The sequence below is a fragment of the Microbacterium phycohabitans genome (assembly GCF_032464935.1).
In the GTDB taxonomy this organism is placed as follows: Bacteria; Actinomycetota; Actinomycetes; order Actinomycetales; family Microbacteriaceae; genus Microbacterium; species Microbacterium phycohabitans.
Genome location: NZ_JAWDIT010000004.1, coordinates 363,566 through 384,789, shown reverse-complemented (window position 1 = coordinate 384,789; position 21,224 = coordinate 363,566). Strand labels below are relative to the sequence as shown.

Sequence of the window (21,224 nt, the reverse complement as noted above, 5' to 3'; positions counted from 1 at the left end):
CGATCCCCCGGAAACAGGCAACGCCCCGCCGCACGAGGCGACGGGGCGTTGCGGACGGAGCGGGACTCAACCGCGGGTGCGGTTCTTGTTCCACACGTCGAAGGCCACGGCCAGCAGCAGCACGAGACCCTTGATGAACTGCTGCACGTCGGTCGAGATGCCCATGAGCGACATGCCGTTGTTGAGCACACCCATGACCAGACCACCGGCGATCGCGCCGACCACGCGACCGACACCACCCTGGACGGCGGCACCACCGATGAAGGATGCGGCGATGGCATCCAGCTCGAACAGGTTTCCGGCGCCGGGGCCCGCGGAGTTGAGTCGACCCGTGAAGACGATGCCGGCGAGGGCCGCGAGAACGCCCATGTTCACGAAGAGCATGAAGTCTACGCGACGGGTGTTGATGCCCGAGAGCTTCGCGGCGGTGCGGTTGCCGCCGATGGCGTAGATGTGGCGACCGAAGACGCTGCGGCTCATGACGGTCGAGTACCCGATGATGAGCAGCGCCAGCACGACGAGCACGATGGGCGTGCCGCGCGATCCGGGCGCGACACCCAGCAGGTAGGTCAGGTACGCGATGAGGGCGCCGCCGCCGATGACCTTCACCAGGAACGCCGCGGTCGGCTCGTTCTGCAGTTCCAGGGCCGCGCGCTTGGCGCGCTGACGCACCTGCGACGCGACGAAGAGCACGAGGGTGAGCACGCCGAGGGCGACCGTGATCCACTCCGCCGGCGAGCTGGACGCCGGGAAGAGGTCGGGGAACAGGTACCCGCCGCCGAGCTGGCGGTACTCGGTCGGGAAGGGCGTGATCTGCGTGTTGCCGAGGGTCATCTGCGTGAGGCCTCGGAACAGGAGCATGCCCGCCAGGGTCACGATGAACGCCGGGATGCCGATGTACGCCACCCAGAAGCCCTGCCACATGCCGACCACCGCGCCGAGCACGAGCGAGAGCAGGATGCCGAGCCACCAGGGCAGGCCCCACTGCACGATCAGCACGCCGGAGACGGCGCCGACGAAGGCCGCGACCGATCCCACCGAGAGGTCGATGTGGCCGGCGATGATGATCATCACCATGCCGATCGCGAGGATCAGGATGTAGCTGTTCTGGACGATGATGTTCGACACGTTGCCCGCGGTGAGCAGGCGCCCGCCGGTGAGGGCCTGGAACAGCAGCACGATGACGATCAGCGCGATGAAGATGCCGATCTCGCGCAGGCGCGACGTGAAGAACTGCACGATGCCGCCGGCACCACTGCCACTACCGGCGCCACCGCCGACGGGGCCCTTCGGCGTTGCGGGACCCTGCGGGGTCACGGTGTTGTCAAGCGCTGACATGGTCGGCTTCCTTTTCCTTCGTCATGAGCACCATGAGGGCCTCCGGGGTGGCCTCTTCGATGGGCAGCTGGCCGGTGATGTGGCCTTCGCTGAGGGTGTAGATGCGGTCGCAGATGCCGAGGAGCTCGGGCAGCTCCGAGGAGATGACGAGCACCCCCTTCCCCTGCGCCGCGAGGGAGTTGATGATCGTGTAGATCTCGTACTTGGCACCGACGTCGATGCCGCGGGTGGGCTCGTCGAGGATGAGCACCTCGGGGTCGGAGAACAGCCACTGCGACAGCACGACCTTCTGCTGGTTGCCGCCCGAGAGCTTGCCCACGACCACATCGACGCTGGGCGCCTTGATGTTCATCGACTTGCGGTAGCGATTGGCGACCAGGTACTCCTCGTCGCCGTCGACCCAGCCGCCCTTGACGAGCTTGCGCATCCCGGCCAGCGAGATGTTGCGCTTGATCGTGTCGATGAGGTTGAGACCGGCACCCTTGCGGTCCTCGGTCACGTACGCCAGGCCGCTGCGGATCGCCGCGGGGACGGTCGAGGTGTCGGCCTTCTGCCCGCGGATGTAGACGTTGCCGGAGATCCGCGAGCCGAAGCTCTTGCCGAAGACGCTCATCGCCAGCTCCGTGCGTCCGGCGCCCATGAGGCCCGCGATGCCGACGACCTCGCCGGCGCGCACGTTCAGGTTGGCCTGATGGATGACGGTGCGGGTGGCATCCGTGGGGTGGCTGACGTTCCAGTCTTCGATGCGCAGGACCTCTTCGCCGATCTCCACGTCGCGGTCGGGGTAGCGGTTCTCGAGCTCACGGCCGACCATGCCGCGGATGATGCGGTCTTCGCTCGTGCCGCCGGTCGCGACGTCGAGCGTCTCGATGGTGCGACCGTCACGGATGATCGTGACCTCGTCCGCGATCGCGCGGATCTCGTTGAGCTTGTGGCTGATGATGATGCAGGTGATGCCCTGGCCGCGGAGGTGGCGGATCAGATCGAGCAGGTGCTCGGAGTCGTCGTCGTTGAGAGCCGCGGTCGGCTCGTCGAGGATGAGGAGCTTGACGTCCTTCGACAGCGCCTTGGCGATCTCGACGAGCTGCTGCTTGCCGACGCCGATCTCGTTCACCGGCACGTCGGGGCTGTCGCCGAGTCCCACGCGCGCGAGCAGCTTCGAGGCCTCGCGGTTCGTGGCATCCCAGTCGATGAGACCGCGGTGGGTGATCTCGTTGCCGAGGAAGATGTTCTCGGCGATCGAGAGGTAGGGGCTCAGGGCGAGCTCCTGGTGGATGATGACGATGCCGGCCGCTTCGCTGTCGCGGATGTCCTTGAACTCGACGGTCTGGCCGTCGAAGACGATCTCACCGCGGTAGTCGCCCGCGGGATACACACCGCTGAGCACCTTCATGAGGGTCGACTTGCCGGCGCCGTTCTCGCCGCAGATGGCGTGAACCGTCCCGCGCTCGACGGTCAGCGACACGTCGGCGAGCGCGATGACGCCGGGGAACTCCTTGGTGATCGAGCGCATCTCGAGGATGGTGCTCACGAGGTCCTCCTTGCAGAACCGGCTCGTGGCCGGTCGGAATGGTGGGGCGGGCGCCGGAGGCGGGTGGGAGACCGGGGCCTCCCGGGCGATCAGCCCAGGTCGGACTCGGAGTAGTAGCCGCTGTCGACCAGGATCTCCTTGTAGTTGTCCTTCGTCACGATCGTCGACTCGAGCAGGTACGACGGAACGACCTTCTCGCCGTTGTCGTAGGTCTCGGTGTCGTTGACCTCGGGCTCCTCGCCCTTGCGGATGTCGTCGACCATGGTCACGGCCTGCTTGGCGAGCTCGCGCGTGTCCTTGAAGATCGTCGAGTACTGCTCACCGGCGATGATCGACTTGATCGAGCCGACCTCGGCGTCCTGACCGGTGATGACGGGCAGGTCGCTGGCCGAGTAGCCGCCCGAGGTGAGGGCCGAGATGATGCCGATCGACAGGCCGTCGTAGGGCGAGAGCACACCGTTGAGCTTGGTGCCGCCGATGACGGTGAGGATGTTCTCCATGCGCTTCTGCGCCGTCTCGGGCAGCCAGCGGAGGATGGCCGCCTGGCCGAACTCGGTCTGGCCGGAGGGGACGACGAGCGTGCCCTTGTCCAGGTACGGCTGCAGGGTGTCGATGGCACCCTTCCAGAAGAACGTGGCGTTGTTGTCGTCGGGGCTACCGGCGAACAGCTCGACGTTGAAGGGGCCGGCAGCGCCGGTCTCCTTGCCCGAGGCGTCGAGGACACCCAGGCCGGTGAGGAGCGAGGTGGCCTGCTGCACGCCGACCTTGTAGTTGTCGAACGTCGTGTAGTAGTCCACGTTCTCGGTGCCGTTGATGAGGCGGTCGTACGCGATGACGGGGATGTTCGCGTCCTTGGCCTGCTGCAGCACGTCGGTGAGCGTGGTGCCGTCGATCGAAGCGATGATCAGGGCCTTGGCGCCCGTGGTGATCATGTTCTCGATCTGCGAGACCTGGGTGGGGATGTCGTCGTTCGCGTACTGCAGGTCGACCTGGTAGCCGAGCTCCTCGAGCTGCGACTTGACGTTGTTGCCGTCGGCGATCCACCGCTCGGACTGCTGCGTGGGCATGGCGACGCCGATGGTGCCGCCGGCCTCCTGCGAGTCTCCGCTGCCGGCGCCGGTGCGGTCTCCCGCGCAACCGGCGAGGCCGATGCCGAGCGCGAGGACGCCCGCTCCCGCGACCGCCTTGAGCATGCTGTGCTTCTTCACTCTGGTTCCCTCCGTTGGGTATGTGGCGCGGTCTCTCCCCATGGAGCCCACCGCTTCAGCGAGCGACGCACCGGCCGGGCGCAGAGACCGGCGGGGCGAAACGAAGCCGTTCGGCGAGGCGGCTCTCCCGCGTCGTTCGAAACTTCTTCGTCTCGACGGATCCGCTCCGCAGCGAGTCCCGTCGGCCTGTGCGACCGGTCATGTGACCGTTCACATTGTGTGTGTGATGCTACCCCTCCGCTGGCGGAAGCTGTCAAGTCCCGACGCGATCACCGACCAGCCGTTGCCGAAACGTGACGTAGTCAGCGCGAGGGCGGGGCGGTGGACGAGCGCACGATGAGGCGCAGCTGAGCCGGCTCCGACGTCGCCTCGTCGCCCGTCGCCTCGCCCAGGGCGGCGAGGAGGTCGGTCATCGCGCGGGTCCCGATGCCGACGAAGTCCTGGCGGACGGTCGTCAACGGGGGCCAGAGGTGCGCGGATTCCGGAACGTCGTCGAAGCCCACCACCGAGATGTCCTCGGGCACGGAGCGACCTATGGCCCGAACGGCATGCATGAACCCGAGCGCCATATGGTCGTTGCCGGCGAAGACCGCGGTGGCATCCTCGGTGCGCAGTAGTTCGAGACCGGCCTCGAACCCGAACTGCGCGGTCCAGTCACCCAGCACCGGTGGACGGGGCGAGAGGTCGTTGGCATCCATCTCGGCGAGATAGCCCCGCATGCGGTGATCGGCCTCGACCCAGTCACGGGGGCCGGCGATGTGCAGGATGCGGGTGTGCCCCAGCTCGATGAGGTGGCGGACGGCCGCACGGGCACCCGCGGTCTGGTCGTTGTGCGACGTCGCGGTCCCGGTGGAGGCGACGATCTGCACGGGCACGGGGAGCTTCAGCTCGTCGAGGATCGGGACCACCCGCGTCTGCGGCGCGACGGCGATCAATCCCTCGATCGACTGCTGCATGAGGTGGTCGATCGAGGACCTCACGTCGTCGGGGGCGCTCGTGGCGAGATTGGTGATCGTCAGCCGGTACCCGGCAGCGCGCGCGGCCGACTCGATCGCCTGCACCATCGAGGCGACGCCGTGCGTGGGGGTGCGGGGGCCCAGCACGCCGATTAGCTTGGACCGGCTGGTGGCGAGGGCGCGCGCCGCCTGATTCGGCACGAACTTCAACTCCGCGATGGCGGAGCGCACCTTCGCGGCGGTCTCGGGGCGCAGCGCCGAGCTGTTGTTGATGACCCGCGAGACGGTCTGGTACGACACCCCCGCGAGCCGCGCGACGTCGCGGATGCTCGGGGCGCGCCCCGTGGTCTCCGGGATGTCGGTGTCGCTCATCAGCCGCCTCATTGCGGGTCGCGCGCGGTTGCGTGACCGGTCACACGAGGATAGCCGACGCGGCGGCGATCGCCCTCCCGTCGTGTCCCGCCGTGGGTGCGGCCGTCCTGACGACCCGTCTGACGCCGCTCAGGAACGCAGCAGGGCGCCGTAGAACCGGATGCCGCGCAGCCACACGTCCACGCGGATGCGCTCGTCGGGGGCGTGCAGGGCGTCGCGCTCGGAGCGCGTGAGGTGGAACGGGGCGAAGCGGTAAACGGCATCCGTCAGCCCGGTGTAGAAGCGGCTGTCGCTCGCCCCCAACTGCAGGTACGGCAGGGGCACGACGTCGTCGCCGAGCGCGTCGGCGACGGCCCGCGACAGTCGCCGCCACGACGCCCCGCGCCACGGCGACACCGGAGAGGGATCGTCGCCGTGACGCAGCTCGATGTCGACGAGGGGGTCGCGCACCGCTCGGCGCAGATGGATCGCCGCGTCGGCGAGGGTGTCACCGGTGAGCAGTCGCACGTTGACGCTCGCCCGCGCGGTGGTGGCGAGTACGTTGTCACCCGGCGAGCCCTCCAGCCGCGTGACCACGGCGGTCGTGCGCACGAGGGCGTTGGTCTCGGGGCCGAGGGCCGACAGCACGGCGGTGAGCAGGGGCGCCGAGAGCCGCGGGCGGCGGAACGCCGAGGCCAGCGGCTCGGCGACGTGGGCCGCGGCGGTCGCGAGCATCGCGTGCACGGGAGGAGCGAGACGACGCGGGAACGGGCGGCGCCGAAGGCGGTCGACGGCGCGCGCGAGCCGCGCGGTGGCCGGCATCGGCGGAGGCGTCGACGCGTGCCCGCCCGCCTCGCGCGTGACGAGGTCGAAAGTGGCGACCCCGCGCTCGGCGACCCCGATCATCGCCGTCGGCGCCGCGACCCCGGGAACCGCGCCGTCGACGACCGCCCCGCCCTCGTCGAGCACCAGAGCCGGGCGCACTCCCCGCTCCGCGAGGATCCGCGCCATCGCGCGGGCCCCGGTCCCCCGTGTCTCCTCGTCGTGACCGAAGGCGAGCCAGACGTCGGTGCGCGGCACGACGCCCTCGGAGAGCGCCTCCTCGACCGCCTCGAAGACGGCGACGAGCGCTCCCTTGTCGTCGATCGCCCCGCGGGCGTGGATCGTGGCATCCGCCCCCTCCCCCTCGACGTCGGCGGCAAAGGGGTCGTGACGCCAGGACTGCCCGTCGACGGGGACGACGTCCTGGTGGGCGAGGAGCAGCAGCGGGGCCTCGGGCGAGGCGCCCCGCCAGCGGTAGAGCAGCGAGTGTCCGGCGACGACCTCGCGCTCGAGATGCGCGTGCGTGAGGGGGTAGAGACGCTCGAGCGTGGCGCGGAAGAGCACGAATGCGTCGTCGTCCACCTCGGCCGGATCGGCTCGGGAGACGGTGGGGACGGACAGCAGCTCGCGGAAGCGCTCGACGGGCGTCATGCGACGAGCCTAGAGCGGCCGCGGGGGCGACCCCGCGCGCTCGGCGGGGCGTCCGGTCTCCGTCGACGCCTTATCCGCGCCCCGGCCGCCGGCAGTCCTCCCCCGCAGCGGTCGACGCGGAGTGCGCGGAACGTCCCGCCCGCGCCCGGGCGGCTCGCGCACGGATACGGTGGAGCGCATGACCGGACTGCACTGGGGCATCCTCGCAACGGGCGGCATCGCGCACGCCTTCACCTCCGACCTGCGCACCGCGGGCCTCGACGTCACCGCCGTCGGCTCGCGCCGCATCGACAGCGCGCGCGAGTTCGCCGCGCGATACGACATCCCGCACGCTCACGGCTCGTACGAAGAGCTCGTGGCCGACCCCGACGTCGACATCGTCTACATCGCCACCCCGCACCCCTCGCACGTGGAGAACGCGCTGCTCGCCCTCGACCACGGCAAGCACGTGCTGGTCGAGAAGCCGTTCACGCTGAACGAGGCCGAAGCGGCGGCCATCCGCGAGAAGGCGGCCGAGAAGGGCCTTCTCGCGATGGAGGCGATGTGGACGCGGTATCTGCCGCACATGGTGCGCATCCGCGAGATCGTCGCCGCCGGCACGCTCGGCGAGATCCGCGTCGTCGCCGCCGACCACACGCAGCGCATCTCGACCGACCCCGCGCACCGCCTCAACGACCTCGCCCTCGGCGGCGGTGCCCTGCTCGATCTCGGCATCTACCCGATCTCGTTCGCCGTCGACGTGCTGGGACTGCCCGAGCGCGTCTCGGCGCTCGCCCGGATCTCGGATGCCGGCAGCGACGCCGAAGTGGCGACCATGTTCGTGCACGAGGGCGGCGCCATCTCGACCACGGTGTCGTCGTCGCGCGCGGCCGGGGCCGACACCGCGCAGGTCGTGGGCACCGAGGCCCGCATCGAGATCGACCGCGTCTGGTACACCCCCACTTCGTTCCGGGTGATCGCCTCCGACGGCACGGTCGTGGAGGAGTTCGCCAGCGAGATCGAGGGGCGCGGCATGCAGTTCCAGGCCCTCGCGGCGGAGCGCCTCGTCGCCGACGGCGCGATCTCGAGCGACGTGCTGGGGATCGACGAGACCGTCGCGATCATGGGCGTGCTCGACGAGGTGCGTCGCCAGATCGGCGTGGTGTACCCCGGCGAGCGCTGAGCCCGCACCGACCGTCCTCCGCCCCGTCCGGCCCCCGTGGTCGGGCGGGGCGTCGTGTTCTCGCGGGGCGTCGCCGGGGGCGTGCGCGTTCGCGTGCGACGCAGTGTGGAGCCCGGGCGGCGTGAGCGTCGGTGCGAAGCCTCGCCGGTCCGCGTCGGTCCCGGTTCGGCGGCATCCGGGGGGTCTTCTTGGCTCCGGTGGTCATGTCGTCCCGCGCAACGGGGCCTTCGCGACGGATGCCGGATCGTGGCGCGGCTACCCGCGAGGGGCCGCGAGCGGTCAGACTGGGGGGCATGCCCGATACCCAGACCGCCCGCGTCGCCGTGTACCTCGACTTCGACAACATCGTGATGTCGTGGTACGACCGCGTTCACGGGCGCAACGCGTACTCGCGCGACCGGCAGAAGATCGCCGAGAACCCCATGGAGCCCGAGATCGCGGAGCGCCTCACCAAGGCGACGATCGACGTGGGCGCCGTGATCGACTACGCCGCGTCGTTCGGCACCCTCGTGCTCACCCGCGCCTACGCGGACTGGTCGGCCCCGGTGAACGCCGAGTACCGCTCGCAACTCGTGGCCCGTGCCGTCGACCTCGTGCAGCTCTTCCCCGCGGCGGCATACGCGAAGAACGGCGCCGACATCCGTCTCGCGGTCGATGCCGTCGAGGACATGTTCCGCCTCCCCGACCTGACGCACGTCGTGATCGTCGCGGGCGACAGCGACTACGTCCCGCTCGCCCAGCGCGTGAAGCGCCTGGGCCGGTACTTCGTGGGCGTCGGTGTGGCGGGCTCGACGGCGAAGTCGCTCGCCGCGGCGTGCGACCGGTTCGACGCGTACGACTCGCTGCCCGGCATCCCGAAGCTCGCCGAGACGAAGAAGGATGCCGCGCCCTCACGCCCCCGCGCGCGCAAGCGTTCGAAGGACCCGGCGGTCGACCTGCTCGACCGCGCGATGCAGCTCGAGGCCGAGCGCGCGGACGGGGAGTGGCTGCACGCCTCGGCGGTGAAGGACCTCATGAAGCGCCTCGACCCGTCGTTCAGCGAGAAGGCTCTCGGGTTCCGGAGCTTCTCGGACTTCTTGAAGGCGCAGACCGACCAGGTCGAGGTCGACGAGGAGTCGAACGTCGTGCAGGTCCGCGCCCTCTCGCGGGGCTGAGGCAGACGGCGCCGGGTCGCCTCGACGCGGCCGGACCCGGCGGTCGTTTCGTGATCGGGCCTCCGGAACACCCGGATGCCCGCGGAGAACGACCGGGTGTCTTGGACACTCGAGGACGGTGCGGGGGCGCGGCTCGGTCGTGGCCTGGCCCGCGCGCAGCGGTGCGACGTGAGGGCGCGGCGGCGCGGCTCGGTCGTGGCCTGGCCCGCGCGCAGCGGTGCGACGTGAGGGCGCAGCGGCGCGGCGCGGTCGAGGCTTGGCCAGGGCACAGCGGTGCGACGTGAGGGCGCGGCGGGTCAGCGACGCTCGGCGCCGGGGGCGACGTGAGCGAGCACCCGCTCCCAGACCGCGGTCAGGGTGACGTGGCCGTTGACGGAGCCGATCTCGTCGCTGGGGACGACCGCCATCTCGGCCACGCGCATGCGGTCGACGTACCACCGCGCGTCGTCGGCGTCCGCGGGCCCCTCGCCGCCCACGACGACGAGCACCTCGGCATCCAGCTGGTCGAGGAGGGGGGTGCGCAGGTCGCGACTGAGCGGATCGACCGGGCTCTCGACGCCGACGATCGCGAGGCGGTCCACGATCGGGCCCATCGCCGCGGCGAGGTAGACCGCGATCGGCCCCGCCGACCGTTCGCCGACCAGCCCCACCCGCGTGCCCGGAGCCTCGCGGTCGAGCAGCGCGCGGAGCGCCTCGACGGTGAGTCCGGCGGGCGTCTGGCCGCCGAAGACGGGAGGGTCCTCCAGCTCCGGGGCGTCGAGGCCGACCGCGACGACGCGCACATCGAACGACGAGGTCACGCGGGCGTCGGGATCGGTCATCGCGACATCTCCGGTGCGCAGCACGACGACGACGCGCGGAGCGCCGGGGGTACCGAAGCTGCGGTATCCGAGCTCGCCGTCGAGCCAAGGGGCCAGACTCATGCCGTCATCCTTCCGTCGTCGCGCCGCCGCCGGGGAGCAGCGCGCGCAGGGTGTCGATCGTGTCGGCCTCGGCCGCGGGCTTGTCGGAGCGGTAGCCCTTCACCCGGGCGAAGCGCAGAGCCACTCCACCGGGGTAGCGGACCGATCGCTGCACGCCGTCGATGGCGATCTCGACGACGGTGTCGGGCACGACGCGGATACCACCCGGTATCTCACCGGTCTCGCGCTCGGCGAAGTGCGCCGTCTGCCAGGTCAGCAGCTCGTCGGTGAGGCCCTTGAAGGTCTTGCCGACCATGACGAACCCGCCCGGTTCGCCGAAGACCCCGTCGGGGTCGCGCGCACCGAGGTGGAGGTTCGAGAACCAGCCCGATCGGCGACCCGACCCGCGCTCGACGCCGAGCACGACGAGGTCGAACGTGTGCACCGGCTTGACCTTGAGCCAGCTCTTGCCGCGCCGGCCCGCGGTGTAGGCCGCGTCGAGTCCCTTGATCATCACGCCCTCGTGACCCGCGCCCAGCGCGTCGCGCGCCAAAGCGTCGGCGGCATCGGGGTCGTCGGTCACCACGGCCGGGATGCGCCATGCCGCCGCCACCCGTTCGAGCGCGTCGAGGCGTGCCGCGAGGGGCTCATCGACCAGGTCGCGTCCGTCGAGGTGCAGGATGTCGAAGAACCACGGTCGCAGGGCGATCTCGCGCGCGGCCTCGGCCCCGAACCGCGCCATGGTGTCTTGGAAGGGGCGAGGGGCACCGTCGTCGTCGAGCGACAGCGTCTCGCCGTCGAGGATCACCGCCTCGACGGGCAGTGCCCGCACGACCTCCACGATCTCGGGCACGCGATGGGTGACGTCGGCGAGGGTGCGGGTGTAGACGTGCACCTCGTCGCCGTGACGGTGCACCTGCACGCGCGCCCCATCGAGCTTGTACTCCACCGAGGCGCGTCCCGCCACGGCCAGAGCCTCGGCGACGGAGGTCGCGGTCGACGCGAGCATGGGCTGCACGCCGCGGCCCACGACGAGCCCCACGGCGTCGAGATCGGCGTCCGAGCCCGTGAGGGCGACGAGAGCGGTCTCGCCCAGGTCGCCCGAGAGCATGGCGGCGCGCCGCACCGCGGTGCCGTCGCGATCGGAGGCCCGGGCGATGGCATCCACGAGCACGCCCTCGAGGGCGCCCGTGCGCAGCTCGCCCGTCATCACCCGCACGAGCAGATGCCACTCCGACGCCGTCGCGCGGCCGGCCAGCTCGTCGAGCAGGGCGGTGCGCTGCGCCGCCGACCCGCTGCCGCCGAGGGCCGCGAGCCGGTCGAACGCGCCGTCGACATCGGAGACGGTCAACGACGGGGCATCGGCGTGCGCTCCCCCGCGATTCGACAGGGTCTTCCACCCCACGCCGAGCCGACCCTGGCGCGGCGAAGCGGTGAGGATTCCCACCGCGGGGACGATCTCGTCGGGCGCGAGTCCGCGCAGCAGCCCCGCGAGGGCGTCGACCTTGGCCAAGCGCGAGCGGGTGCCGGTCACCGCCGCGAGCGCCGTCTCGATGTCGCCGAAGAGCATGTCGGCATCCTGGCATCCCCCTCCGACATCGCCGCGGCGCTTGCGCGCGCGCCCCGCGCATGCCAACCGCCCAGGGCCGCGCGGCGCTCGCGTCGCAGACCATACGTCGGCCCCGCCCGCAACCCCCGGATGGTCGCGCGCTCCCTGGGGTGTGCTGGATGACCTTCCCCCTAGGAATGAGGCCCCCGTGAACGCTCCCGCCACCCTCGAACAGTCCGCCCGCACCGCCCGTGAGGTCTTCGGGTGGGACGAACTGCTCCCGGGCCAGGCCGAGGCCATCGACGCGGTGGTCGGCGGACGCGACACCCTGGTCGTCTTCCCCACGGGCGCCGGCAAGTCGGCGGTGTACCAGATCGCCGGGTGCGAGCTCGGCGGCGTGACGGTGGTCATCTCGCCCCTCCTCGCCCTGCAGCGCGACCAGATCGACTCGATCGACCGCGCTCCCGATGCTCCCGCCGCCGTGGCGCTGAACTCCCGCACGAGCGCTCGTGCGAAGCGCGCCGCGTGGACGGCCATCGAGGGCGACGACGCGGTGTACGCCTTCCTCGCCCCCGAACAGCTGGCCAACAGCGAGGTGTTCGACCGGCTCGCGAAGGCCGACGTGCGCCTCGTGGTGATCGACGAAGCGCACTGCGTCTCGGCCTGGGGTCACGACTTCCGCCCCGATTACGCGCGCATCGGCGACGCGATCGAGGCCCTGGGCCACCCCCCGGTGCTGGCGCTGACCGCCACGGCATCCGCCCCCGTCCGAGACGACATCGTCTCGAGCCTGGGCATGCGCGACCCGCACCTCGAGGTGCGCGGAATGGACCGCCCCGAGATCCACATGGCCGTCCGCCGCCACGAGCACGACGACGACAAGCGCCGCGCCGTGATCTCGGACGTGCAGGATGCCGACGGCCCGACGCTGCTGTACGTGGCGACCCGCAAGGAGACCGATGCGTACGCCGACGAACTCGCCGAGCTCGGCCTGCGGGCGGCGCCCTACCACGGCGCCATGGCGCAGAAGCGCCGCGACGAGGTGCACGCCGCGTGGAGCGCCGGCGACCTCGACGTCGTCGTGGCCACCTCGGCATTTGGCATGGGCGTCGACAAGTCCGACGTGCGCCTGGTCGTGCACGCCGACGTGACCGAGTCGCTCGACTCGTACGCGCAGGAGATCGGCCGCGCGGCGCGCGACGGCCGCCCCGCTCGCGCGATCCTGCACTACCGCGCCGAGGACTTCTCGCTGCGCTCGTTCTTCGCCGGCGGGCACAGCAAGCGCGCCGACGTGGCCGGTGTCTGGGACGAACTGCGGCGGTCGAAGAAGCCGCTGCGCGCGAAGGACATCGCCGAGTCGTCGGGCCGCTCCACCCGCGCCATCGGTCGCGTGCTCAACCAGCTCGTGGCGTGCGAGCTCGCCGAGTCGGGCCCCGACGGGGTGTCGGCGCGCACGAAGGCATCGGCCGGCGACGCGGTGAAGGCGGTGCGCGACCGCGACGAGGCCGAGGAGCGCATCCGCGCTTCGCGCATCGAGATCATGCGCGGCTACGCCGAGACCTCGCACTGCCGCCGTCGCGCACTGCTGGAGTACTTCGGCGTCGAGACCCCCGCGCAGTGCGGATCGTGCGACCGCTGCGACGCGAGCGCCACCGCCCCGGCGCCCGTCGAGACGGAGACACCGGATGCCGCTGCGGCCGACGCCGACGGCATCCGCATCGACTCCGCCGTGCACCACGGCGAGTTCGGTACCGGCACGGTCATGGGCGTCGAGGAGGACCGCCTCACCGTGTTCTTCCCCGAGCACGGCTACAAGGTTCTGGCGCGCGCGGCGTTCGAGACCGGCGTGCTGGGGCTGGGCGAGGCGGCGTAAGGCGCAGAGCAGCGGGGCGCGGGGCGCGTCAGCGCTGCAGAGCTGCCGGGAGACGGGCCGTGGCGGAGGCGGCACAGTGGCGGCCGGGTGCGCGGCGCGATGCGGGCGGCGCGGCGGCGCGGGACAGCGGGGCCGTGGCGGAAACGGAGGCGGCACAGTGGCGGCGGGTGTGCTGTGCTGTGCGGAGCGGCGCGAGGCGGGGGAACGCCGACCATGTCCCATTTCTAGCGGTGTGTGTCCCACATATGGCGGGTCAGCGCGCCTCCAACCGACTACGAGTGGGACATGGTCCGTGTGCGACGGCGAGAGCGTCCGGCGACACTCTGATCGTCTCGCGAAGGAACCGCCGGGTATCAGCGGTCCCGCGTCGCCCACCACGCCCAGGCCACCAGCGGGGGCTGCAGGAACAGGCGCAGGAAGCGCGAGCGGTCGGTGTTGAGTCCCGGCGCCGCGCGGCCGGTGCGCCACTGGTGCACGTTGCCCGGGAACACCGCGATGAAGAACGCGGCGATCGCCGCCCCGATGCGCCGACGCTCGGCCGGCAGGGCGACCAGCGCGACACCGAGCACCACCTCCACGGCTCCGGATGCGACGACGATGGCGTCCTTGTCGGTGTGCAGCAGAAGCGTCGCCCACCCCGGAACGACGATGCGATAACCGCGACGCCCCCACGTGAGATGACCGGCACCGGCCGCCACCAGCAGCAGGGCCAGCACCCCGCGCGAGACCGAGCGGAGGGTGAGACGTCGACGTCGTGGCATCCGGTCAGTCTGCCACCGTGGTCGCGGGGCGGGGTCGATCGCGAGGGATCGAGGCTCGGAACGCCCGCCCGCCCAGGCGAAGAGGCGCGCGCCCGTGGGCGACTCGCGCCCGGGTCTTCTAGGCTCGCGCCATGACGCCCGCGGAGTCGAACATCACCATTCGTCCGGCCAGGCCCGAGGATGCCGAGGGCATCGCGATCGTGCACGCCACGTCGTGGCGCGAGACGTACGGGCGGTTCGTCGAGGATCCGGAGACGAATCCGTGGTTCGCCGTCGAGCCGCGGATCGGCATGTGGCGCACCAATCTCGCCGATGCCGTCTTCTCGACCGTGGTGGCCGTCGCCGGAGAGCGCATCGTCGGATTCGCCGCCGTTCAGGAGACCCCGGATGACGACGCTGTGCGACCGGAGGAACTGACCATGATCTACGTGCTCGCGGCGGCCCACGGGACCGGGGCGGGGCAGGGACTCCTCGACGCGGTCCTGGGCGAACGGCCGGCCTCACTGTGGGTGGCCGCCGACAACCCCCGCGCTCGCGCGTTCTACCGCCGCAACGGCTTCGTCGCGGATGGGGCGCAGTCGTCGTTCGGACCGATGAAGGAGACGGTACGCCTCGTTCGCTGATCCGGAGGGCGTCTCCCCCCGTCAGATCACGCCCCTCCGCCTCCCGCCGGGTTCGGTGCCGTCCGCCGCGCGAAGTCCACGTAGGCCTCGACCGTGTCGTCGGGCACGATCGCGCGCAGCACGACCTCGTCGGCGGCGGCGGTGTAGGCGTCGAGGGCATCGCCGAGCTCGGCGACATCGCGGATGGTCGTGTCGATGGCATCCACCCCCATCCGTGCGAAATTCGCGGCGTAGTTCGGGAACGACGCGTAGCGCGCCGTCTCGGCCTCGAGGCGTTCGCGTGCCGCGGCGTCGATGGCGGTGCGCACGTAGACCGCGACGTGCGTCGTCGGCGTGATCGCGTGCAGGGCGGCCGCCTGCTCGGCCGCTTCGGTGGGCGGTACCCAGTTCAGCAGCACGCCGTCGGCGCGCTCGGCGGCGAGGCGGCGCATCTTCGGGCCCAGCGCTCCGACCAGCACGCGCGGGAGACCTGCCGCGTGGAGCTCCTCGGTCGCGTCGTGCACGCGAGCGAGCGCCCCCTGGCGCGCCATGCCCGAACCGATGCCGATCGTCACGCGATCGAGCGGAAGCGACAGGGATGCCGCATCGGCGGCGATCGCGGACGCGGGCCGGCGATCCACGGGCACGACGCCCGTCGCCAGGTGCAGCCGTTCGGTCACGCCCGCGGCCGCGGCGAGCGCCGCGAGGGCGTCGCCGTCGGGGGTGTCGTTGACCCACAGCGTGTGGAAGCCGGCCTTCTCGACCTCGGGGGCGATCCGGGCGATCGCGTCGGGGCCGAGCGACCCGGCGACGCCGAGCGAGACGGCGCCGCGGGTCACGACACGCCCCCGGCGTCGGGCAAGGCGACCGCGACCTGACCCACCGCCGAGAAGAAGACGCGGAGGTCGACGTCGTCGGTGGGCAGGAGCACCACGTCGTCGACGCCCGCCGCCTGGAATCGCGCGACACCCTCGGCGACCTCGGACACGGAGCCTGCGAGCACGCGGTCGGCGGCGTCGGGCCGGTCGTGCAGCACGGCGGTCGCACGATCGTGTGCGTCGGGGCCGAAGGCGGTGAGCACGTAGGCCACGACGTCGGCCCGGCCCTCGCGGCCGGCGGCGCGGCGCGCGGTCTGCACGGTCTCGACCGCGGCGGCGATCTCGGCCACGGTGTGACGACTGTCGAGCACCACGCCGTCGGCCACCTCGCCCGCAAGAGCGAGCGTCTTGGGCCCCTCCGCAGCCGCGTAGACGATGGGAGCGGTCGCCGGCGGCCAGTCGAGGGCGACGTCGCGGAGCTTCACGTACCGCCCCTCGGCGCTCACCGTCTCACCCGCCAGCAGTGCGCGCAGGGCCGGGAGCTGCTCCTGCATCAGCGTCAGGGGCGACGCGGCCTTCGCGCCGACCTGTCGCATCCAGTCCTGCACGCCGTGCCCGAAGCCCGGCAGGAGCCGCTGCGGGAACATGCGCTCGATCGTCGCGACCTCCATCGCGGAGGCGGCGACGTTGCGCAGCGGGAGCGGCGCGATGCCGACGCCGATACGGAGGTGGTCGGTGACGGCGAGGGCCGCGGCCGCAGCCGCCCACGCGGAGGAACGGAAGCAGTCCTCCCAGAGCCACAGCTCCTCGACACCGGCGTCTTCGGCAGCACGAGCGGCGTCGCGCAGCTCCTCGGGCGGATGCGGGTACGGGCTGAAGATCGTGCCGATACGACTCATGGGTCTACTCTGCCCCGAACCTCCGACATCGCGGCAGGGCTGGCGGCATCCGGCATTCCGCCCGCGGCATTCGGCCCTTCCGTTCCTCCGTCCTGTGGAGTCGGACGATGACACGCCGCCACGGAGCCGCGGACGCGGGCACGACGACCCCCACCTCCGCAGGACGGCACAACGACATAACGACACAACCGTGTCCACCGACGACGACGCCCCCGGTGCCGCAGCACCGGGGGCGTCGTCTCAGATCACTGGGTCGAGCCGGAGCAGGTGACGACGGCGAACTGTCCCGTCGAGGTCTGTTCGGAGATGACCTCGCCGTTGAACGTGATCTTGCACGAGACGGACGTGGCCGTTTCATCGGCCTGAGCCACCAGCGAGAAGACCGAGAAGTCGAACATGCCAGCGTCGTCGACGGCGAACTCGGTCTTCCACGGCGCGGCGACATCGACATCCTGCTTGGTCGAGCTGCCCGTCGAGTCCGCCGTCAGGTAGGTGACGTTGGAAACGGTCGCCGCGTCACTGGTGACCTCGTAGACGAGGTTACCCCCGGCGACAGGCGCCGCCTCGGCGGCGGCTCCGTCGCCGGAGGACTCCTCCACCGGGGTGATCGGTGCGACGGTAGCGTTCTCGATGCTCTCGCTGACCGCACCGGCGACACCGAAGAGGGAAACGGCCGATACGACGATCGCAATGATCCACGCGACGACACCGAGAGCGAGTCCCGCCCACGCGAAGCCGCGCACGCGGTTCTTCAGGACGAGTCCAACGATGCCAAGAACGATCGCGGCGAGCGCGGGCAACCACGCGATGAAGCTGATGATGGGAATGATGGCGAAAACCACCGCCACAGCGCCGACGATCAGGGACGCGAGGCCGACGCCGTTCTTCTGCTTGGGTGACGGAGCCGCCGGAGCAGGCGCGGACGCGGGTACAGAGGTGCTCATGATGATTCTTTCGTTTCGGGCCCGCGACCCCCAATGGGCGGGCTCGAAACGACGCTAGCGGCTCACATTCGATACATAGTAATTTCGCAGGAAAGTTCGCCCGTCGCGGAGGCCCCGGCGGGAAGGACGCGACGCGCCCGCCCTCACGCACATGCCTGAACAGACGCCCCCGGCGCCGCAGCACCGGGGGCGTCGAAACGCGGGTCAGGCGGCGAGCGCCGGCACGACGGGCATCACCACGAAGCCCGAGGGCGTGGCATCCACGGTCACCGTCGCACCGTCGCTCAGGGCGCCGGAGACGAATAGGTCGGCGATGCGGTCGTCGATCTCGCGCTGGATGACGCGGCGCAGGGGCCGGGCGCCGTACTCGGGCTCGTAGCCCACCTCGGCCAGGCGGTCGACGGCGGCATCCGTGACCTCCAGCGCGACCTCGCGCGCGGCGAGCCGACGGGTGGTCGCGCCCAGCAGCAGCCGGACGATCTCGCGCAGCTGCGTCTTCTCGAGCTTGCGGAACAGCACGATGTCGTCGATGCGGTTCAGGAACTCCGGCCGCATGGCCTCGCGCAGCTTGCCCATCACGCGGTCGCGCAGGTCGTCGTCGGCGAACTCGCGCCCCGTGGTCGTGAAGCCGATGGCCCCGGAGCGGGATGCCAGCACCTCGGCACCCAGGTTGGAGGTCATCACGATCACGGTGTTGCGGAAGTCGACCGTGCGCCCCTGGCCGTCGGTGAGGCGACCGTCGTCGAGCACCTGCAGCAGCAGGGTGAACACGTCGGGGTGGGCCTTCTCGATCTCGTCGAACAGCACCACGGCGTAGGGGTTGCGGCGCACGCGCTCGGTGAGCTGACCGGCTTCGTCGTAGCCGACGTATCCGGGAGGGGCACCGATCAGGCGCGACACCGTGTGGCGCTCGCCGAACTCGCTCATGTCGAAGCGGATCACGGCGCCGTCGTCGTCGAAGAGGGATCCGGCCAGGGCCTTGGCCAGTTCGGTCTTTCCGACGCCCGTAGGCCCGAGGAAGAGGAACGAGCCGACCGGACGGTTCTCATCGCCCATGCCGGTGCGGTTGCGGCGCACGGCCTTGGCGACGGCCGCGACCGCGTCGTCCTGTCCGACGACGCGCGCGTGCAGCTCGGTCTCGAGCTCGGCGAGGCGGCCGCGCTCGGTCGCGGTGAGGCGCGCGACGGGGATGCCGGTCGCGCGGCTGATCACCGCGGCGATCTCCGGCTCGTCGACCACGGCCGCAGCGCTCGGGCGGCTGGTCGCCTCGTCGAGGCGCGCCTGCACCGCCGCGATCTCGTCGCGCAACCGCGAGGCCTCCTCGTAGTGCTCGGCCGAGACCGCGGCGTTCTTCTCGGCCTCGAGGCTCGCGAGACGCTCGAGCAGCGCCGAGGTGTCGACCGTCACGCCGAGCTTCAGCCGCAGGCGCGCGCCGGCCTGGTCGATCAGGTCGATCGCCTTGTCGGGCAGCACGCGCTCCGAGAGGTAGCGGTCGCTGAGCTCCACCGCGGCACGCAGGGCGTCGTCGGTGTAGGTGACGGCGTGGTGCTGCTCGTACGCCGACCGCAGCCCGCGCAGGATCTGCACGGCATCCGTGATCGAGGGCTCGCCCACGCGCACGGGCTGCAGGCGCCGCTCGAGAGCGGGGTCCTTCTCGATCGTGCGGTACTCGCGGAGCGTGGTCGCACCGATCAGGTGCACGTCGCCGCGCGCCAGACGCGGCTTGAGGATGTTGCCGGCGTCCATCGACCCGTCGCCGCTGCCCCCGGCACCGACGAGCGTGTGCACCTCGTCGATGAAGACGACGAGCTTGTCGGATGCCGAGATCTCGTCCATCGTCTGGGTGAGACGCTCCTCGAAGTCGCCGCGGTAGCGGGCGCCGGCGAGCATCGCCGCGAGGTCGATCGAGACCACGCGCGTCTCGCGCAGCTGCTCCGGGACCTCGCCCGCGACGATCGCGCGTGCGAGCCCCTCGACGACGGCGGTCTTGCCGACGCCGGCCTCGCCGATCAGCACGGGATTGTTCTTCGTGCGACGGCTGAGGATCTCGATGGTCTGCTCGATCTCGTCGGCGCGCCCGATCACGGGGTCGAGCTCGCCCGCCGCGGCGCGGGCGGTGAGATCGGTGCCGAAGCGGTCGAGGTTCGGAGTCGTGGATGCCGACTCGGCCTGGGCCTCGGTCTCGTCACCGCCGACGACCGTCTCGCGCACGCCCTGGGTCAGGGCCTCCGCGGTGACTCCGGTCTGCGCGAGGATCTGCCCGGCGGGGGCGTCCTGCGCGAGGACGAGGGCGAAGAAGAGGTGGTCGGGGTCGACGTAGGTGGAGCCCGCGGCACGTGCGACCTGGAAGGCGTGGAACAGCGCGCGCTGCACCGAACCGGCGACGACCGCGCCGTCGACCTGGGCGGGGGTACCGGCCGCGGGCAGACGGCTCTCGGCGGCCCGGGCGATGGCCGCGGGGTCGGCGCCGAGGCGCGCGACCGCATCCTTGGCCGGGGAGCGGCCGACGAGCACGTGAAGCACGTGCAGGGCGTCGAGCTCACGCTGGCCGCGTCCGAGGGCGAACCGCCCCGCCGCCTGCAGCGCGTCCTGGGTGCGGGCGCTGAGGAAGCGGCTCAGGTCGATGGACCGCTCGGCGCGTGCCTGCTCGCCCGCGAGGTAGCGCGCGAGGAACTCGTCGAACGACTGGGCGCCGTCTTCTCCGGCGCCGGGGGTGAAGTCTTCGGGCAATTCCGTCTCCTGTGATACGTGAGTGCGGTTGACTCAAGTCTGCAACTTGAGCACCGTCGTATCAAGTTCAACGCGTCACCCGATCGGCTATTCCCGAGCCGCTCCGAGCGACGGGTCGACCTCGTCCCAGAGCTCCACCGTCTGCACGATCCAGAACACGGCGAACAGCGCCAGCGCGACCGACTCCCCCACCAGCACCACCGGGATGCCGCGTTGCTCCGCGCCCGCGAGCACGCCGACGACCAGCAGCACCAGGGTCAGCACGATGGTCGCCGCCACTGTCGCGTAGGCCACCCGCAGGCGGCTCCGCGCCACCCGCCCCGCCCGGGGCCGCCACGCCGCCAGCCCCGCCACCACGGCGATGAGAACGAAGAACGCGACGGCCCCGACCTCGTGCGCGCGCGCGAGGAAGGCCTCGGGTGCCGCCGACGCCCAGGCGATGCCCCCGAGCACGATCGCCACGACCACCGCGGCCGTGGCCACCACCCCGCGAGTCAGCGTGCCCTGCACGCGCGCGAGCACGAGCGCGACCGCCACCCCCAGAAGGACCACGGATGCCACCGCCCCGGCGTTGTTCGCCACCGTCTCGCGCACGGCGATCGGCACGCACGGCGCGGCGGCTCCGCACGAGACGGAGGTCGGGACGTAGGCGATCACGAGCGCGAGCACCGCCGCGACGTCGAGCAGTCCCTGCTCGAGGCTGCGCCCCGACAGGGCGAGCAGGGCGAGGGCGATGGCGCTCAGAGCCCCGACGAAGACGGGGCCGGCGGGCGTGTAGTACGCCGCGCTCACCGACGGCAGCGCCCCTCCCCCGACCACCTCGATCCCCACACCCACCGCGAGGAACGCCGTCGCCCCGATGATCGCGAGCCGCACGTACCGGTACGTGCGCTGGGTCGAGGTCGTGCGGATGCGCATACCCGCATCCTGGCAGGAGCCGCCGACACGGTCGGGCGCCCGGCCGGTGTCGGCG

The 21,224-nt window shown here is 71.4% G+C and carries 17 protein-coding genes; 4 read left to right on the top strand and 13 right to left on the bottom strand.

From position 1 onward, the window contains the following. Positions 1–66: 66 nt before the first annotated feature. The 5 genes from mmsB to RWH44_RS13120 all read right to left on the bottom strand — a co-directional run bounded on the left by mmsB (position 67) and on the right by RWH44_RS13120 (position 6,857). Positions 67–1,338: a multiple monosaccharide ABC transporter permease gene (gene mmsB, locus RWH44_RS13140; protein ID WP_316004904.1), complete on the bottom strand. Its 1,272-nt coding sequence runs from the start codon at positions 1,336–1,338 to the stop codon at positions 67–69. Next, complete coding sequence (gene mmsA / locus RWH44_RS13135; protein ID WP_298874211.1) at positions 1,325–2,851, bottom strand: multiple monosaccharide ABC transporter ATP-binding protein; 1,527 nt, start codon at positions 2,849–2,851, stop codon at positions 1,325–1,327. The genes mmsB and mmsA overlap by 14 nt, the downstream gene beginning before the upstream one ends. Positions 2,852–2,958: 107 nt before the next feature. Beyond that, positions 2,959–4,062 (bottom strand): multiple monosaccharide ABC transporter substrate-binding protein, encoded by a 1,104-nt coding sequence (gene chvE / locus RWH44_RS13130; protein WP_316004969.1) that lies wholly within the window; start codon positions 4,060–4,062, stop codon positions 2,959–2,961. Between the two features lie 317 nt (positions 4,063–4,379). Then, positions 4,380–5,405 carry a LacI family DNA-binding transcriptional regulator gene (locus tag RWH44_RS13125; protein WP_316004903.1) on the bottom strand — a complete coding sequence of 342 codons (1,026 nt, stop codon included), beginning with the start codon at positions 5,403–5,405 and terminating at the stop codon, positions 4,380–4,382. A 129-nt stretch (positions 5,406–5,534) separates the two neighbouring features. Further along, on the bottom strand, positions 5,535–6,857 hold the full coding sequence (locus tag RWH44_RS13120) for a M20/M25/M40 family metallo-hydrolase (RefSeq protein ID WP_316004902.1): 1,323 nt from the start codon (positions 6,855–6,857) through the stop codon (positions 5,535–5,537). Between the two features lie 178 nt (positions 6,858–7,035). Between RWH44_RS13120 and RWH44_RS13115 the strand changes: the two genes are divergently transcribed. Together RWH44_RS13115 and RWH44_RS13110 are read left to right on the top strand one after the other, a co-directional pair. Next, the gene (locus RWH44_RS13115) at positions 7,036–8,019 is read left to right on the top strand and encodes a Gfo/Idh/MocA family protein (RefSeq protein WP_316004901.1); all 984 of its coding nucleotides are present in this window, start codon (positions 7,036–7,038) and stop codon (positions 8,017–8,019) included. Between the two features lie 293 nt (positions 8,020–8,312). Then, a complete protein-coding gene (locus RWH44_RS13110) occupies positions 8,313–9,173 on the top strand; it encodes an NYN domain-containing protein (protein ID WP_316004900.1) in 861 nt (286 codons plus the stop codon). 296 nt (positions 9,174–9,469) lie between these two features. Here the strand turns inward: RWH44_RS13110 and RWH44_RS13105 are convergent, their stop codons facing one another. Beyond that, a complete protein-coding gene (locus tag RWH44_RS13105) occupies positions 9,470–10,096 on the bottom strand; it encodes a hypothetical protein (protein WP_316004899.1) in 627 nt (208 codons plus the stop codon). A 4-nt stretch (positions 10,097–10,100) separates the two neighbouring features. Continuing rightward, the gene (locus RWH44_RS13100) at positions 10,101–11,645 is read right to left on the bottom strand and encodes an ATP-dependent DNA ligase (protein WP_316004898.1); all 1,545 of its coding nucleotides are present in this window, start codon (positions 11,643–11,645) and stop codon (positions 10,101–10,103) included. A gap of 187 nt (positions 11,646–11,832) precedes the next feature. On the opposite strand from RWH44_RS13100, the gene RWH44_RS13095 reads away from it, so the two are divergent. Beyond that, positions 11,833–13,497 (top strand): RecQ family ATP-dependent DNA helicase, encoded by a 1,665-nt coding sequence (locus tag RWH44_RS13095; protein WP_316004897.1) that lies wholly within the window; start codon positions 11,833–11,835, stop codon positions 13,495–13,497. Positions 13,498–13,850: 353 nt separating this feature from the next. Here RWH44_RS13095 and RWH44_RS13090 read toward each other — a convergent pair whose 3' ends face one another. Next, positions 13,851–14,258, bottom strand: a complete 408-nt coding sequence (locus tag RWH44_RS13090; RefSeq protein ID WP_316004896.1) for a DoxX family protein — start codon at positions 14,256–14,258, stop codon at positions 13,851–13,853. Positions 14,259–14,389: 131 nt separating this feature from the next. On the opposite strand from RWH44_RS13090, the gene RWH44_RS13085 reads away from it, so the two are divergent. Then, a complete protein-coding gene (locus RWH44_RS13085) occupies positions 14,390–14,881 on the top strand; it encodes a GNAT family N-acetyltransferase (protein ID WP_316004895.1) in 492 nt (163 codons plus the stop codon). Positions 14,882–14,907: 26 nt separating this feature from the next. On the opposite strand, the gene RWH44_RS13080 is transcribed toward RWH44_RS13085, so the two are convergent. The 5 genes from RWH44_RS13080 to RWH44_RS13060 all read right to left on the bottom strand — a co-directional run bounded on the left by RWH44_RS13080 (position 14,908) and on the right by RWH44_RS13060 (position 21,169). Beyond that, positions 14,908–15,699, bottom strand: coding sequence for an LLM class flavin-dependent oxidoreductase (locus tag RWH44_RS13080; protein ID WP_316004894.1), 792 nt, complete (start codon positions 15,697–15,699; stop codon positions 14,908–14,910). Next, positions 15,696–16,577, bottom strand: coding sequence for an LLM class flavin-dependent oxidoreductase (locus tag RWH44_RS13075; RefSeq protein WP_316004893.1), 882 nt, complete (start codon positions 16,575–16,577; stop codon positions 15,696–15,698). Before RWH44_RS13075 ends, RWH44_RS13080 begins: the two co-directional genes overlap by 4 nt. Positions 16,578–16,822: 245 nt before the next feature. Continuing rightward, positions 16,823–17,521, bottom strand: coding sequence for an MmpS family transport accessory protein (locus RWH44_RS13070; protein ID WP_316004892.1), 699 nt, complete (start codon positions 17,519–17,521; stop codon positions 16,823–16,825). A 204-nt stretch (positions 17,522–17,725) separates the two neighbouring features. Next, a complete protein-coding gene (locus RWH44_RS13065) occupies positions 17,726–20,251 on the bottom strand; it encodes an ATP-dependent Clp protease ATP-binding subunit (RefSeq protein WP_316004891.1) in 2,526 nt (841 codons plus the stop codon). 87 nt (positions 20,252–20,338) lie between these two features. Next, positions 20,339–21,169 carry a hypothetical protein gene (locus tag RWH44_RS13060; protein ID WP_316004890.1) on the bottom strand — a complete coding sequence of 277 codons (831 nt, stop codon included), beginning with the start codon at positions 21,167–21,169 and terminating at the stop codon, positions 20,339–20,341. Positions 21,170–21,224: the final 55 nt, after the last annotated feature.